The 13,879-nt window shown below is 69.5% G+C and carries 15 protein-coding genes; 7 read left to right on the plus strand and 8 right to left on the minus strand.

The window, feature by feature from the left end:
• Nucleotides 1-19: 19 nt before the first annotated feature.
• The 6 genes from ACS5Q7_RS02140 (at nt 20) to ACS5Q7_RS02165 (ending at nt 6,386) form a co-directional block, all read left to right on the plus strand.
• Nucleotides 20-1,540, plus strand: a complete 1,521-nt coding sequence (locus ACS5Q7_RS02140; RefSeq protein ID WP_478337764.1) for an NADH-quinone oxidoreductase subunit M — start codon at nt 20-22, stop codon at nt 1,538-1,540.
• A 10-nt stretch (nt 1,541-1,550) separates the two neighbouring features.
• The gene (gene nuoN, locus ACS5Q7_RS02145) at nt 1,551-2,996 is read left to right on the plus strand and encodes an NADH-quinone oxidoreductase subunit NuoN (protein ID WP_478337765.1); all 1,446 of its coding nucleotides are present in this window, start codon (nt 1,551-1,553) and stop codon (nt 2,994-2,996) included.
• Between the two features lie 2 nt (nt 2,997-2,998).
• Nucleotides 2,999-3,802 carry a biotin--[acetyl-CoA-carboxylase] ligase gene (locus ACS5Q7_RS02150; protein WP_478337766.1) on the plus strand — a complete coding sequence of 268 codons (804 nt, stop codon included), beginning with the start codon at nt 2,999-3,001 and terminating at the stop codon, nt 3,800-3,802.
• A 16-nt stretch (nt 3,803-3,818) separates the two neighbouring features.
• Nucleotides 3,819-5,492: a ribonuclease J gene (locus ACS5Q7_RS02155; protein WP_478337767.1), complete on the plus strand. Its 1,674-nt coding sequence runs from the start codon at nt 3,819-3,821 to the stop codon at nt 5,490-5,492.
• Between the two features lie 157 nt (nt 5,493-5,649).
• Nucleotides 5,650-6,054 carry a methylmalonyl-CoA epimerase gene (gene mce, locus ACS5Q7_RS02160; protein WP_478337768.1) on the plus strand — a complete coding sequence of 135 codons (405 nt, stop codon included), beginning with the start codon at nt 5,650-5,652 and terminating at the stop codon, nt 6,052-6,054.
• The gene (locus tag ACS5Q7_RS02165; RefSeq protein ID WP_478337769.1) at nt 6,051-6,386 is read left to right on the plus strand and encodes a DUF1467 family protein; all 336 of its coding nucleotides are present in this window, start codon (nt 6,051-6,053) and stop codon (nt 6,384-6,386) included. Before mce ends, ACS5Q7_RS02165 begins: the two co-directional genes overlap by 4 nt.
• A 43-nt stretch (nt 6,387-6,429) precedes the next feature.
• Here ACS5Q7_RS02165 and nudC read toward each other — a convergent pair whose 3' ends face one another.
• The 5 genes from nudC to ACS5Q7_RS02190 all read right to left on the minus strand — a co-directional run bounded on the left by nudC (nt 6,430) and on the right by ACS5Q7_RS02190 (nt 10,520).
• A complete protein-coding gene (gene nudC / locus ACS5Q7_RS02170) occupies nt 6,430-7,332 on the minus strand; it encodes an NAD(+) diphosphatase (protein ID WP_478337770.1) in 903 nt (300 codons plus the stop codon).
• A 5-nt stretch (nt 7,333-7,337) separates the two neighbouring features.
• On the minus strand, nt 7,338-7,757 hold the full coding sequence (locus tag ACS5Q7_RS02175) for an HIT domain-containing protein (protein ID WP_478337771.1): 420 nt from the start codon (nt 7,755-7,757) through the stop codon (nt 7,338-7,340).
• Nucleotides 7,758-7,820: 63 nt separating this feature from the next.
• The gene (locus tag ACS5Q7_RS02180) at nt 7,821-8,420 is read right to left on the minus strand and encodes a hypothetical protein (RefSeq protein ID WP_478337772.1); all 600 of its coding nucleotides are present in this window, start codon (nt 8,418-8,420) and stop codon (nt 7,821-7,823) included.
• Between the two features lie 65 nt (nt 8,421-8,485).
• Nucleotides 8,486-9,349 carry a universal stress protein gene (locus ACS5Q7_RS02185; RefSeq protein ID WP_478337773.1) on the minus strand — a complete coding sequence of 288 codons (864 nt, stop codon included), beginning with the start codon at nt 9,347-9,349 and terminating at the stop codon, nt 8,486-8,488.
• A 40-nt stretch (nt 9,350-9,389) separates the two neighbouring features.
• Nucleotides 9,390-10,520 carry an acyltransferase family protein gene (locus ACS5Q7_RS02190; RefSeq protein WP_478337774.1) on the minus strand — a complete coding sequence of 377 codons (1,131 nt, stop codon included), beginning with the start codon at nt 10,518-10,520 and terminating at the stop codon, nt 9,390-9,392.
• Nucleotides 10,521-10,724: 204 nt separating this feature from the next.
• Here ACS5Q7_RS02190 and ACS5Q7_RS02195 point away from each other — a divergent pair, with 204 nt between their 5' ends.
• Entirely contained in the window at nt 10,725-11,435 is a 711-nt protein-coding gene (locus tag ACS5Q7_RS02195; RefSeq protein ID WP_478337775.1) for a DUF4142 domain-containing protein, read from the plus strand.
• A 105-nt stretch (nt 11,436-11,540) separates the two neighbouring features.
• On the opposite strand, the gene ACS5Q7_RS02200 is transcribed toward ACS5Q7_RS02195, so the two are convergent.
• From ACS5Q7_RS02200 to ACS5Q7_RS02210, 3 genes are all read right to left on the minus strand, one after another.
• A complete protein-coding gene (locus ACS5Q7_RS02200) occupies nt 11,541-12,206 on the minus strand; it encodes a carbonic anhydrase (RefSeq protein WP_478337776.1) in 666 nt (221 codons plus the stop codon).
• Between the two features lie 43 nt (nt 12,207-12,249).
• Nucleotides 12,250-12,753, minus strand: a complete 504-nt coding sequence (locus ACS5Q7_RS02205) for an NUDIX hydrolase (RefSeq protein WP_478337777.1) — start codon at nt 12,751-12,753, stop codon at nt 12,250-12,252.
• Nucleotides 12,754-12,826: 73 nt separating this feature from the next.
• Nucleotides 12,827-13,585: a hypothetical protein gene (locus tag ACS5Q7_RS02210; protein ID WP_478337778.1), complete on the minus strand. Its 759-nt coding sequence runs from the start codon at nt 13,583-13,585 to the stop codon at nt 12,827-12,829.
• Nucleotides 13,586-13,879: the final 294 nt, after the last annotated feature.

Genomic DNA, 13,879 nt, shown 5'->3' on the forward strand with positions numbered 1-13,879 from the left:
AGAGGGGAATACGAAGTAAATGCTCGGCCTCGGCATCCTCTCCGGTCTGCTGATCGTGCCCCTGTGCGGGGCGGCCTTCATCCTCACGCTGAACGGCGATGAGGCGGCGGTCGCGCGCAACAGCCGCTGGGCCGCCCTGGCGACCACGATCGTCACCTTCGCCCTCTCGCTGGTGGCGTGGTCGCGCTACGATGCCACCTCGTCGAGCTTCCAGCTCGTGGAGAGCCATGCGTGGCTCGCCCAGGGCATCCGCTTCAAGCTCGGCGTCGACGGCTTCTCGATGCCGCTCGTGCTGCTGACGACGTTCCTGATGCCGTTCTGCATCGGGGCCTCCTGGCACTCGATCCATTTTCGCGTGAAGGAATACTTCGTCGCCTTCCTGGTCCTCGAGACCACGATGATCGGCGTGTTCCAGGCCCTCGACCTCGTGCTGTTCTACCTGTTCTTCGAGGCCGGCCTGATCCCGATGTTCCTGATCATCGGCATCTGGGGTGGGCAGCGGCGGGTCTACGCGAGCTTCAAGTTCTTCCTCTACACCCTGCTCGGCTCGGTGCTGATGCTGCTCGCCGTGATGGCGATGTACTGGGAGGCCGGCACCACCGACATCCCGACCCTGCTGCAGCACCGCTTCCCGGCGGAGATGCAATGGTGGCTGTGGCTGGCCTTCTTCGCCTCGTTCGCGGTGAAGATGCCGATGTGGCCGGTCCACACCTGGCTCCCCGACGCGCACGTCGAGGCGCCGACGGCGGGCTCGGTGATCCTGGCCGGCATCCTGCTCAAGATGGGCGGCTACGGCTTCATCCGGATCTCGCTGCCGATGCTGCCCCTGGCGAGCCAGGACTTCGCGCCGCTGGTCTTCGCCCTCTCGGTGGTCGCGATCATCTTCACGTCGCTCACCGCGATGATGCAGACCGACATCAAGAAGCTCATCGCCTACTCGTCGGTGGCGCATATGGGCTTCGTGACGCTCGGCCTGTTCACCCTGAACGAGCAGGGCATCCAGGGCGCCCTGTTCCTGATGATCTCCCACGGCATCGTGTCCGGCGCGCTCTTCCTCTGCGTCGGCGTGGTCTACGACCGGATGCACACCCGCGAGATCGCTGCCTATGGCGGCCTCGTGAAGCGCATGCCGCTCTACGCGGCGGCGATGATGGTGTTCACCATGGCCAATGTGGGTCTGCCGGGCACCTCGGGCTTCGTGGGCGAGTTCCTGTCGATGATGGGCGCCTTCAAGGCGAACCCGATGGTCGCCTTCTTCTCGACCTTCGGCATCATCCTCTCGGCGGCCTACGCCCTGTGGCTCTACGCGAGGGTGATCTACGGGAAGCTGGAGAAGCCCAGCCTGCAGGGCATCCTCGATCTCGACCTGCGCGAGAAGCTGATCATCGCCCCCCTCGTCATCCTGACGATCTATTACGGCGTGCATCCCGCGCCCGTGCTCGACGTGTTCGCGCCCTCCACCGAGGCGCTGATGACGGGCATGAAGGCCGCGCTCGCCAACACCCAGACCGCGGCGGCTGCGCTGCCGGTCCCGCGCTGAGGCCGTCCCGATGCCGCCCGTCCACGCCGCCCTCCCGTCCCTCGCGCCGCTCCTGCCCGAGTTGATCCTCGGCATCGGGGTGATGGTGCTGATCCTCTACGGCGCGTGGCGGGGTGAGCGCTCCGCCGAGACCGTAAGCGTCGGCGCCCTGGTGCTGCTGCTCGTGGCGCTCTTCGTGGTGATCTCGCAGCCGGCCCATGGCCGGGTGACGACCCTCTCCGGCGCCTTCGTGTCGGACGCCTTCTCGAAGGTGATGAAGTCCCTGGTGCTGCTCGGCTCGGCGGCGGCGATCGTCCTGTCGCACGACTACTTCAAGCGCGAGAAGATCGACCGGTTCGAGTTCCCGGTGCTGATCGTGCTCTGCACCATCGGCATGATGGTGATGGTCTCGGCCAACGACCTGATCGCCCTCTATCTCGGCCTGGAGTTGCAGTCGCTGGCCGCCTACGTCATCGCCGCCTTCCACCGGGACGACGTGCGCTCCACGGAAGCCGGCCTGAAGTACTTCGTGCTCGGCGCGCTCTCGTCGGGCATGCTGCTCTACGGCGCCTCGCTGATCTACGGCTTCACCGGCACGGTCTCGTTCCCCGGCATCGTCACGGCCCTGAACGATCAGGCGGGCGCGGGCATCGTGCTCGGCATCGTGTTCGTGGCGGCGGGCGTGTGCTTCAAGATGTCGGCGGTGCCGTTCCACATGTGGACGCCCGACGTGTACGAGGGTTCGCCCACACCGGTGACGGCCTTCTTCGCCGCCGCGCCGAAGATGGCGGCGGTGTCGATGACGGTGCGGGTGTTCATCGGCGCCCTGCCGGATGTCACGGCAGTCTGGCAGCAGATCTTCGTGTTCGTCTCCATCGTGTCGATGGCGCTCGGCTCCTTCGCCGCCATCGGCCAGCGCTCGATCAAGCGCCTGATGGCCTACTCGTCGATCGCCAACATCGGCTACGCGCTGATCGGCCTCGCCTCGGGTTCGCAGGAGGGGATCGAGGGCCTCGTCCTCTACATGATCATCTACCTCGCGATGACGCTCGGCACCTTCGCGATCGTCCTCAGCCTGCGCCGCCGGGACGTGATGTTCGAGTCCATCGAGGATCTGTCGGGCCTGTCGCGGACCCACCCGTGGCTCGCCTTCTGCCTCGCGGCGATGATGTTCTCGCTGGCCGGCATCCCGCCGCTCGCCGGGTTCTTCGCGAAGTTCTACGTCTTCGCGGCGGCCATCAAGGCGGGCCTCGTGACGCTGGCGGTGATCGGCGTCGTGACCAGCGTGGTCGGCGCCTACTACTACCTGCGCATCGTGAAGATCATGTACTTCGACGAGCCGAAGGAGCGCTACGAGCCGATGACGCCGGGCCTGCGGGTGGTGCTCGCCCTGTCGAGCGTGGTGGTGATCCTGTTCGTCGTGATGCCGGATCCCCTCCGGGCCGCTGCGGCGAACGCGGCCAAATCCCTCTTCTAGGATTGGCCTACCGACTCGGTCAGGCGGCGCGGGCGGCGGGGCACAGGCTCCACGTCCATGACCGCCTCGGTTCCACCAACACGGAAGCCCTGGAGCGGGCCCGGGCCGGCGAGCTCGGGCCGCTCTGGGTCGTCGCGCACCGTCAGGAGGCGGGGCGCGGCCGGCGGGGCAACACCTGGGCTTCGCTGCCGGGCAACCTCACCGCCAGCGTGCTCTGGCCGGTCTCCGGCGTCGCGCCGGATCATCTGGCCGAACTCGGCTTCGTGGCCGGGGTGGCGCTGGCCGATGCGGTCGAGGCCACCTGCGGCACCCTGCCGGGCTGGGATCGGCGCGATCCGACACGATCTGTTCGCCTGAAATGGCCGAACGACCTGCTGCTCGGGTCCGGCAAGCTCGCGGGGCTCCTCCTGGAAGCGGAGGCTCTGCCGGGCGGCCGGCGGGCGGTGGTGATCGGTTTCGGCGTCAACGTCGCCGCCGCGCCGGCGGACCTGCCCGCGACAAGCCTCGCGGCGGCGGGTTACGTCGGCGGGCCGGAAGCGTTACTGGAACATCTCTCCGACGAGATGGCCGCGCATGCGCGCGCCTGGGCCGGAGGCAAGGCATTCACCCGCATCCGCGAGCGCTGGCTCGCGCGGGCCGCCGGTCTCGGAAGCGAGATCGCGGTGGCCAGCGGGGAACGGGTCCTGCGGGGCCGGTTCGACACGATCGACGAGGGGGGGCGGCTCGTGATCCTCGGCCCCGACGAGGCCCGGCATGTCGTGACTGCCGGGGAGGTGCATTTTGGAACGGCCGCGACGGCGGCCTGAGTTTGGACGACGACAGATGGCAATGGGACAGGAGGAGCTCGTCTTCCTGCCGCTCGGCGGCGTGGGCGAGATCGGGATGAATGCGGCTCTCTACGGCTACGGGCCGCCGAAGAGCCGCAAATGGATCATGGTCGATTGCGGAATGGGTTTCGCGGGCGAGGAGGCGATGCCCGGCATCGACCTCATGTTCCCGGACCTCACCTATATCGAGGAACGCCGGAAGGACTTGCTCGGCATCTTCATCACGCACGCGCACGAGGACCATATCGGCGCGATCTCGGAATTGTGGACGAAGCTGCGCGTGCCGGTCTACGCGACGCGCTTCGCCAAGAACCTGCTCGAGACGCGCCGCCTCTCGGAGCCGGGCGCGCCGAAGGTCGAACTGCGTGAGGTGAAGCCGGGCAAGCGGCTGAACGTCGGCCCGTTCGATCTCGAATTCGTGCCGGTGGCGCACTCGATCCCCGAATCGAACGCGGTGGCCATCCGCACGGCGGCGGGCCTGGTGCTGCATACCGGCGACTGGAAGCTCGATCCGACCCCGGTCGCGGGCAACGTCACCTCGCCGGAGCAGTTCACGGCGCTCGGCGACGAGGGCATCATCGCCCTGATCTGCGATTCGACCAACGTGGTCCGCGAGGGCTTCTCGCCGAGCGAGACCGAAGTCGCCGCGACCCTGAAGACCATCATCGCCGACGCCCCCCACCGGGTGGCGGTGACGACCTTCGCCTCGAACGTCGCCCGCATCCGCGCGGTGGCCGAGGCGGCCCAGGCCTGCGGGCGCGAGGTCATCGCGGTCGGCCGGGCCATGGACCGGGTGATCGATGTCGCCCGCGAATGCGGCTACCTCGACGGCCTGCCGGAGTTCCGCCGGGCGGATTCGTGGAAGAGCATCCCCCGCGACAAGGTCGTGGCGCTGCTCACCGGCTCGCAGGGCGAGCCCCGCGCGGCCATGTCCCGCGTCTCCCGCCGCGACCACCCGGATATCAGCCTGGCCGAGGGTGATCGGGTGATCTTCTCCTCGCGCGCCATCCCCGGCAACGAGCGCGATGTCGGCGCCATCATCAACGACCTGATCGAGCAGGGCGTGGAGGTCGTCACCGACCGCACCGCCCTGGTCCACGTCTCCGGCCACCCGCGCCGGGACGAGATGGTCGAGATGTACAAGTGGACCCGGCCGCAGACGGCGATCCCCGTCCACGGCGAGGCGCTCCACCTCGACGAGCATGCCCGCTTCGCCCGCGCCCAGGGCGTCGGCCACGTGGTGAAGGCCCGCAACGGCGCGATGGTCCGCCTCGCCCCCGGCAAGCCGGAGGTGGTGGAGCACGTCAAGGCCGGGCGCCTGTACAAGGACGGCCACGTCCTGATCGACGACAAGGACCGGGCGATCCCCGAGCGGCGCAAGCTGATGCAGGCGGGCCTCGTCTCGGTGGCCATCGCCATCGACGACGACGGCGTGGTGCTGGGCGAGCCGGCGGTGGACATCATCGGCCTGCCGAACCGGGGCCGGGGCGGCGAGGCGCTGATCGACACGGTGGTCGATGCCGTCTCGCAGACGCTCGGCAGCCTGTCGCGGGGCAAGCTCAAGGATTCCGAGGGCGTCGAGAAGAGCGTCGACCGCGCCGTGCGGCAGGCGGTCAACGAGGTGTGGGGCAAGAAGCCGGCCTGCCACGTGCAGGTGGTGGAGGTGTGATATAGGCGGTTGAACGCTCCGTCGTCTTTGCGAGCGGAGCGAAGCAATCCAGGGCAGCGCGCCATTCTGAGATGTCCCGCAGCCCTGGGTCGCTTCGCTGCGCTCGCGATGACGGAGCGCGAACGAACGCGATCACGCGCCAGGGAGGACAAGAAGAATGATCGGCCGGCTCAACCATGTGGCCATCGCGGTGCGTGACCTCGACGCCGCCACGGCGACCTACCGGGACACGCTGGGCGCCACGGTGTCCGCAGCGCTGCCGCAGCCGGATCACGGCGTCACCGTCGTGTTCGTGGAGTTGCCGAACAGCAAGGTCGAGCTCATGGCGCCGCTAGGCGAGGGCTCGCCGATCGAGGCCTTCGTGGAGCGCAACCCGAACGGCGGCGTCCACCACGTCTGCTACGAGGTCGATGACATCATCGCCGCCCGCGACAAGCTGAAGGCGCAGGGCGCGCGGGTGTTGGGCACCGGGGAGCCGAAGATCGGCGCCCACGGCAAGCCGGTCCTGTTCCTGCACCCCAAGGACTTCCTCGGCACCCTCGTGGAGCTGGAGCAGGTATGAGCGGGCTGATGCGGGTGTTCGGGCGGTCCACGCCCGCGACCCTCGCGGCCATCGCCTTCCTCGTCGCGTGCTTCGTCGCGGCGGGGGTCGGGCTGTTCAAGCTGACGGTGGGGGGCGGGGTCGCCCTCTACTTCGTCATCTGGTGGACCCTGCTCTTCGCCATCCTGCCCCTCCGCAACCACGCGGAATCGCGGCCGGAGCACATCGTGCCGGGCCAGGATCTCGGCGCACCCGCCTCGCCGCGCCTGCGGGAGAAGGCGATCTGGACGACGCTGCTCTCGGGATTCGTCTTCCTCGGCGCCCTGGCGGTCTTCCCCCTCGCCGGGCTGTAGGACGAGACGGCGCCCCCCGGCTTCGCCACGGCCGTGGGGCGGCTCACCCGTCCACGAATTCCCGCATCAGGAAGTGGGCGATGGCCATGGGCGGCGGTGACACGATGCCGTCGGGATGGGTGCCCGCGAGCATGGCGGACACCGCCTCCCGGTCGAACCAGCGGGCATCCTCGATCTCGGTCGGATCGGTGACGATCTCCCCGTCGAGCGCCTCGGCCACGCAGCCGAGCATCAGCGAGGAGGGGAACGGCCAGGGCTGCGAGGCACGGTAGGAGACCGCCCCGACGCGGATCTTCGTCTCCTCGTAGACCTCCCGGCGCACGGCATCCTCGAGGGTCTCGCCGGGTTCGAGGAAGCCCGCGAGGCAGGAGAACATGTGCGGCCGGAAATGCGGCCCCCGGCCGAGGAGGCAGGTCTCGCCCCGGCGCACCAGCATGATCACCACCGGATCGACCCGGGGGAAATGGTGGGCGTTGCAGGCCCGGCACTCCCGCCGGAAGCCCCCCGCCGTCGTGAAGGTCGGCGCGCCGCAATTGGCGCAGAACCGGTGGCGGCCATGCCAGTCGAGCATCGACTTCGCCACCGCCAGCAGGCCAAGCTCCTCCGGCTCGACGCTGCCATCCGTGGCGATGCTGCGCAGGTCGAGGCTGCGGATCGCGTTTCCTTCGAGCGTCGGCAACTCGTCGGTCGGGATCGAGGCGGCGAAGATCGGGCGTCCGTCCCAGCGGCCGAGGAACACCGTCTCGGTGCGCTCCACCGCGTGCAGCAGGGACACGGCGGCCTCGTGGATCGCCGTGCCCTCGCGCAGCAGGAAACGGTCGCCGCCGAGGATGAGCAGGCCGGTGCCCGGCGCGTCAAGGGGCGGCACCGCCTCCTCCGGCTGCTCGGCGGAGTGCCGGTCCAGGCGGCTGCGGGCGAAGCCCAGGGTCGTGATCGGATCGGTCATCGGGTTCAGGCCGCCGCGAACAGGGCGCCGGCCCGCTCGGCGAGCTGGGCGCGGGCATGGAGCGGGTAGGGGGTGCGGGCGCCGAAGCCCCAGACGGGGCCGGGCCAGGCCGGATCGGAGCGGAACCGCCCGACCACGTGCACGTGAAGCTGGGCGACCATGTTGCCGAGCGCCGCGACGTTGATCTTGTCCGGCTGGGCGAGGTCGCGCATCACCCCGGCGGCGAGGCGGATCTCCTGCCAGAGCGCCTGCGAATCGGCCTCGTCGAGATCGGTGATCTCGCTCACCCCCTCCCGCCTCGGCACGAGGATCAACCAGGGAAAGCGGGCATCGTCCATCAGCAGCACCCGCGAGAGGGCGAGGTCGCCGAGATGGACGGTGTCGGCCGCAAGGCGCGGGTCGAGGGCGAAATCGGGCGCGGTCATCCCGTCTCTATAGCGCGGCGGCCGGGGCCGAACAGGCGCGTGCGTCCCCGCGCCGTCGCCGGTTCACAGGGTCGGCACGGCGCCGGCCCGCCCGACGATGACCGTGCCCGCATCGTGCGCGCCATCCGGCCCGGCATTGGTGAGCACGGTGACGGCGGCGCCCGGCACGAGCAGGGCCTTCTCCCCCGGCGCGACCTGAGTCACACGCGTGTCGGGGGGGATCGTGAAGTCGCTGCGCGTGTCGCCGTGGGTGAGGGTGACCTGCCGCGTATCCGTGCCGCTCACGTCGGCGATCCAGCCGCCGGTGAGGGTGGCGCCGGGCTGCGAATCCCAGGGCCGGCTTCCGGCGGCGAAGCCGCGCTCGGAGGGGGAATAGATCGTGACCCCCATAGCCTTGGCCGAATCGGGCGCGGCGAGCACGCTGATGTAGCTTTCCGGCTTGATGTCCCGCAGGCGGGCATCGGTCGCGGTGTAGACCTGGGTCTTCGCGTCCATCCGCACCGTCACGGTGCTGCCCCCCGGCCGCACGATCGTCAGGTCGTCGCCATGACGGGCTTCCACCGTGCCGCGGAAGCTGTGGGTCGACGGGTCGGGCTTGCCCGGCTGCGCGAAGGCGGGCGCGGCGGCGAGCAGCACGGCAAGGACGGGCAGGGTGCGGACCAAGGCATACCTCCGGCCGGGGCGAAACAGGACCTGCCCGAACGTGGCCGTGGGGCAGGGGGTTCCCGTCAATGGGCCATCAGCACTGGCATGTCGGCCTGGGCGAGGACGTGACTCGTCACACCTCCGAAGATCATCTGGCGCAGGCGGCTCTGGGTGTAGGCACCCTTGATGAGGAGGTCGCAGCCGAACTCCTTGGCCTCGGCCAAAAAGGTCTCGCCGGGCGCGCGCCGGCCGGTCGGTAGGGCGCGGTGGGTGGCCTCGACGCCCTCGCAGGCCAGCGCCTGGGCGAGATCCTGCGCGCTCGGCCCCGGCACCATGCCGCCCTCGACGCTCAGCACCAGAACCCGCGCCGCCCGGCGCAGGAACGGCATGGCGAAGGCCACCGCGCGGGCGGTCTCGGTGGAGCCGTTCCAGGCGATCAGCACCGCCTCGCCGAGGCTCGCGGGCGGGGCGGGGGGCGCCAGCAGGATCGGGCGGCCGCTCTCGAACAGGGCGGTCTCGAAGGTGGTCATGCGCGGGGCGTTGTCGCCGGTCCCCGGCCGTCCGACCACGGTGGCCGAGAACAGGCGGGCATATTGGCCGAGGAAGGCGTCGCCGGTCGGCACGTCCTGGCGCCATCGGTAGCGCGGCCCGGCCTCCATCACCTTGGCGGGGTTGCACTGGCCGTCGCGCGGGTGGCGGGGGATGCCGGCCGCGTCCATCGCGGCGACGAAGCGCGAGCCTGCCTCCTCCGCCTCCGCGATGTCGGCCTCCTCGTCGCGCAGCCATGTCATGCCGCCGACCATGTCGACGGGAACGTATTCGGCCAGCGCCGGGCGCAGGGACACGCCCTCGATCAGGCTGCCGAAGCGCGAGGCGGCCAGCCGCGTCGTCTCGAACACGGAGGGCAGGGCGTCGTGCATCGCCACAGGTACGAGCAGGGTCTTCATCGTGCCGTCCTCGGGGCTGACGTCTCGGATCGGGCGGAGGCTAGCGATCCTCACGGCCTATGAAAACCGGGCGGCGCGACGCCCCCACACGGTTTTCGAGGAACACGCGCAAGCTGCGGGTGAGGGGCCGCTCCACGAGGAGATGCACCGCCGCCGCCGCGACGAGGGCGAGGCCGGTCATCGCGAGCAGGGCGCCCCAGGGATACAGGGCCGGCGCGAGGCCGAGCCGCAGCAGCGCCTCCCGCCCGGCGCGCAGGGCGAAGGGATGGGTGAGGTAGAGCGCGTAGGAGGCATCCCCGAGGAAGGAGAGGGCGCGCAGGGGCGCCGGCAGGGCGACGATCCCGCCCCGGCCGAGGCTGGGACCGAGGGCGGCGCCCGCCACGAGGAGCCCCGCCGGCAGCCCGACGAGGAGGGGCCGCGCGAAGCCCGGCACCTCGCCCGCGCCGCCGAGATGCCACGCTGCGCCGAGCATTCCCGCGAGCCCGAGGATCGCGAGGGCGATCCGCATCGCGGAGGGCAGGCGCAGGCCGGCGACGCGGGCGAGGCCGAGCCCCGCGCCGAGGGCGAATTCGAGGACGATCGGGTCCGCCCAGAAGGCCAGCGGCGGGGGCGGCGCGAGGAGGGCGCCGAGGGCCACCAGGGCGACGAGCACCGCGCCGAGCCACGCCACCGCCCCCCGCAGGCCGAAGCCGAGCCCGAGGGCGAAGAGGGCGTAGAAGGCCATCTCGTAATTGAGGGTCCATCCGAGCCCGTAGAGGGGCTGGAGGCTCCCGTCCGGACGGGCCATCGGCCAGAACAGGAAGGAGCCGGCGACGAAGGCCGGATCGCGGGCCAGCGCGCCGGCCTCCCCGAGCAGGCCCGGCGCGGCCAGCGCCAGGGCGAGGTAGAGCGCGGTGGTGAGCCAGTAGAGCGGCACCACCCGCGCGATCCGGTGGGCGAGGAAGCGCCCCCGCCCGCCGGGCGCCCCGGCGAGGCCGCAGCTCGCCTGGACGATGACGAGCCCCGAGATCACGAAGAACAGGTCGACGCCGGCCCACCACGGCAAGAGCGTTCCCGGCGCGAGGATAGCCCCGGCACCGCGCGCCGCCATCAGCCCGGCCTCGTGCCGCGCATGATGCCAGACCACCATCGTCGCCGCGACAGCCCTCAGGACTTGGACAAAGACCAGCATCAGAGCAGTCTTTCCCACGGAAAGCCCGCGCGGCGCCTGTTCACTGCCCCGATTCCAGGCAACGACATCAGGAACAATCTCCGAAAGTCTCGGTTGACCCACTGAATCGGCGCACGATGGGCCGCCAAGTACCGTTGGATCCGTGAGGGTCCGGTGCGGGTGGCGTCGCCGTGCGTCAGTGTTCTCTTGCTACGAGGTTCCTAGATGCTGAAGAATACCGTTGTCGCCTCCGCGATGGTCCTGGCCCTGGCCACCCCCGCCTTCGCCCAGATGAACGACTTCCGCATGGAGTCGATGCAGTCGAATGCCTTCGAGGTGCAGTCGGCGCAGATCGCCCTGCAGAAGACCCGCAACGCGCGGATCCGTACCTACGCCAAGGATGCCCTCCGTGACCACCGCGCCGCCAACGTGGCGCTGTCCGGCGGCGCGACCGGCTCCATGGGTGCGATGGCCGATGGCGGCCCGATCGGTGGCCTGATCGGCGCTCCGCTCGCCGTGGCCGGCGGTGCGGTCGGCGCGGGCCTCGGCGCCGCGACGGGCGCCGTGGGCGGTACCCTGTCGGGCGGCCCGGTCGGCGGCCTCCAGGGCGTGGGCAATGGCGCGGCGCAGGGCGCTGCGGCGGGCAGCCGCCTCGGCGGCGGTGCGATGATGGAGAACACCGGCGCGGGCACGATGGTCCCCCCGAACCAGCAGCAGCAGGCGATGCTCGCGGAACTCTCGGCCACCCCGGCCGGCCCGCGCTTCGACCGCCTCTACGTCAGCCAGCAGGTCCAGTCGCACCAGATGGCGATCGGCATGACCCAGGCCTACGCGCAGAGCGGCCCGAACCCGGCGCTCCGCACCTACGCCCAGCAGGTGCTGCCCTCGCTGCAGGAGCATTACAGCATGCTGCAGCGGATGCCGGGCGCCATGTAATCCAGCCCCAGGGCTGAATGAGAAAGGGCGGTGGGTCGAAAGACCCACCGCCCTTTTCTTTGGCCTCACGCCTGAAGGAAGGGGCAGATGAAACTGCCCAACTCCTCAGTTGCAGGCGATGGTGTCGGAGGGGCGCAGCGTCCGGCCCATCCCGTCGGTCGCCGGGCCGAAATCGCCGGTCTCGGGATCGCGCACCAGCAGCATGCCGTTGGCGATGCCGAAATGCGCCCCGTGGAGTGTCAGGTCGCCGGTCTCCACCGCCTCCTTCACGAAGGGGAAGGTGAGCAGGTTCTCGATGCTCTGGCTCACCATCGCGTGCTCCAGACGGGTGAGGTAATCGGGCGCGCTGGAATCGCCGGCCTTGGCTTCCGCCGGGGCGACGAGGGAGGTCCACTTGCCGATGAAGTTGCCCTTCGACAGCGGCTCCGCCTTCGTGGCGTAGGCCTTGATGCCACCGCAGGTGGCGTGGCCCAGCACGACGATGTGCTTCACCTTCAGCCCCATCACCGCGAACTCTATGGCCGCCGAGGTGCCGTGGTAATCGCCGCCGGTCTCGTAGACGGGCACGATGTTGGCCACGTTGCGGATGACGAACAATTCGCCCGGCCCGGCATCGAAGATCGCCTCCGGCGCGACACGGCTGTCGCAGCAGCTGATCACCAGCACCTCGGGGGCCTGGCTGGTGGCGAGTTCCTTGAAGCGGCGGCGCTCCTCCGGGAAGCGGCCCGACAGGAAGGAGCGGTAACCGTCGGTGAGGGCTGAGGGGAACATCGGCTCTCCTTTCTTGATGGGTCGATTTGCTGCGACTGCGAAATTAGCGGTTGTGCCAGTTCAGAACGCGCGAAACCATCGGCGTAGTCCCAGCAATGAGGTGTGCGACGACACCCGCGAGGCCCGCCGGTTCGATCCGCTGGTCTGTCGCCTCAAGCTCGGCGAGTGTCCACCAGCGGGTGCCGACCAGGGGGTTGTCCTCGGTCTCGGCCAGCCGGCTGGTATCGACCCGGTCGTCGGGCAGGCGGACGACGAAGTAGCGCTCCCGCGCATCGCGGGCCTGCTTGAACAGGTGGAACGGCCCGTCGCAGGAGGCGACCTGCGGCCCGATCGTCACGTCGTCCCGGCCGATCTCCTCGCCGAGTTCGCGGGCGCAGGCGGTCACGTGGTCTTCCCCCGGCTCCAGCCCGCCGCCGGGCATGAACCAGAAATGCAGGGGCTCCCCGTCCGGACCCTTGGCGTGAACGGAGACGTATTCGATCAGCAGCACCCTGTCGGCGGGATCGAGGACGATGGCGCGGGCGATGTGGCGGATGGGCAGGCTCATGCGTGCCGATCTAGCGCACGTCGCCCTGAAAGGGATGCCGGGTCGATGGCTTTCGCCGATGCCATGGGCTCCGTCAGTCCCAGTGAGCGCGCACGTAATCCGCTTGGATCCGCGACAGGGCCTCGCGCGTGAGGGGTTCGGCGGAGAGGGGAGACAGGACGAGCCAGGAGGCGAGGGCGAGCCGCCCTTCCGAGAGGAGAAGGGCTCTATCGTTGTCGTTCCACGTCTCGACCAGGGGGATGCGGTGAAGGGTGCGCGGCCCGGGATGAATCTCGGTCACGTGGAAGTGCCGGCCCGCGCGGCGGACGAGGTCCGTCGCGAGAGGGAATCCATCGGCGCGGTTGAAATCGTGGTTCTCGATGATGAGGCAGGCCGGGGCGAGGTGTTCCAGCAATTCGTCGGTGAAGAGATCGAACTCGGCGCCCTCGATGTCGCAGAGAATCACGGCCCGGCTCAGATCGACGGCGTTGCTGCGAATCACGGCCGGCAGATCGCCAACGGCATCACCGAGGATCTCGACCCTTTCGGCGAGCCCGAGGCGGTCCCGGCGGCGGCCCAGCGCAGCGCGGCTCTCCGGGTCGATCTCGAAGCAGAGCGATCGGGCGTAGGCACCCACGGCGATCAGGCCGAGCCCGTAGAATCCGTCCGCCGCACCCAAGTCGATCAGCAGATCCCGCTTTTCGCGGAGATGCCAGAGCAGCGCGCAGACCTCCTGCTCGTACAGACCCAGCAGCTGGCTGCCGATATCGTTGCTCAGCCACGTCGCGGCAGCATGGAGAGCGTAGCCCTTCAACACGCCATGCTGGATGATTCCACCGGTCGATTGATGCAAGACGCCGCCGTTGTAGGCCTTTCGCCTTTCTATCAATTGCATAATCGAATCAAAGTTCTCATGAATATCCGCCGGAATTCCAATCAACTTTGTCATATTGAATCGTATCGGTGAAGTTCAGGAGAATCAGGCAGACGCACCATAGATGAGCTTGGCTTTCGCATGCAGCGGCCCTCATGAAATCCCAAACATCTTCACGCGCGAATGCCCTTTGATCGGCGACTGGTGCAAACAGGCATCAGCCCCCGCCTTGCTCGAAGCGGACGCGCCCGCTATGCGCCCGGTTGGGCGGGA

The sequence above is a fragment of the Methylobacterium sp. Gmos3 genome, from assembly GCF_056430985.1.

Bases quoted from the DNA above. Each gene is read 5' to 3' on its own strand.
- ACS5Q7_RS02140 (WP_478337764.1), top strand. From the start codon at position 20: ATGCTCGGCCTCGGCATCCTCTCCGGTCTGCTGATCGTGCCCCTGTGC.
- nuoN (WP_478337765.1), top strand. From the start codon at position 1,551: ATGCCGCCCGTCCACGCCGCCCTCCCGTCCCTCGCGCCGCTCCTGCCC.
- ACS5Q7_RS02155 (WP_478337767.1), top strand. From the start codon at position 3,819: ATGGCAATGGGACAGGAGGAGCTCGTCTTCCTGCCGCTCGGCGGCGTG.
- mce (WP_478337768.1), top strand. From the start codon at position 5,650: ATGATCGGCCGGCTCAACCATGTGGCCATCGCGGTGCGTGACCTCGAC.
- ACS5Q7_RS02165 (WP_478337769.1), top strand. From the start codon at position 6,051: ATGAGCGGGCTGATGCGGGTGTTCGGGCGGTCCACGCCCGCGACCCTC.
- nudC (WP_478337770.1), bottom strand. From the start codon at position 7,332: ATGACCGATCCGATCACGACCCTGGGCTTCGCCCGCAGCCGCCTGGAC.
- ACS5Q7_RS02175 (WP_478337771.1), bottom strand. From the start codon at position 7,757: ATGACCGCGCCCGATTTCGCCCTCGACCCGCGCCTTGCGGCCGACACC.
- ACS5Q7_RS02185 (WP_478337773.1), bottom strand. From the start codon at position 9,349: ATGAAGACCCTGCTCGTACCTGTGGCGATGCACGACGCCCTGCCCTCC.
- ACS5Q7_RS02190 (WP_478337774.1), bottom strand. From the start codon at position 10,520: ATGCTGGTCTTTGTCCAAGTCCTGAGGGCTGTCGCGGCGACGATGGTG.
- ACS5Q7_RS02195 (WP_478337775.1), top strand. From the start codon at position 10,725: ATGCTGAAGAATACCGTTGTCGCCTCCGCGATGGTCCTGGCCCTGGCC.
- ACS5Q7_RS02200 (WP_478337776.1), bottom strand. From the start codon at position 12,206: ATGTTCCCCTCAGCCCTCACCGACGGTTACCGCTCCTTCCTGTCGGGC.
- ACS5Q7_RS02205 (WP_478337777.1), bottom strand. From the start codon at position 12,753: ATGAGCCTGCCCATCCGCCACATCGCCCGCGCCATCGTCCTCGATCCC.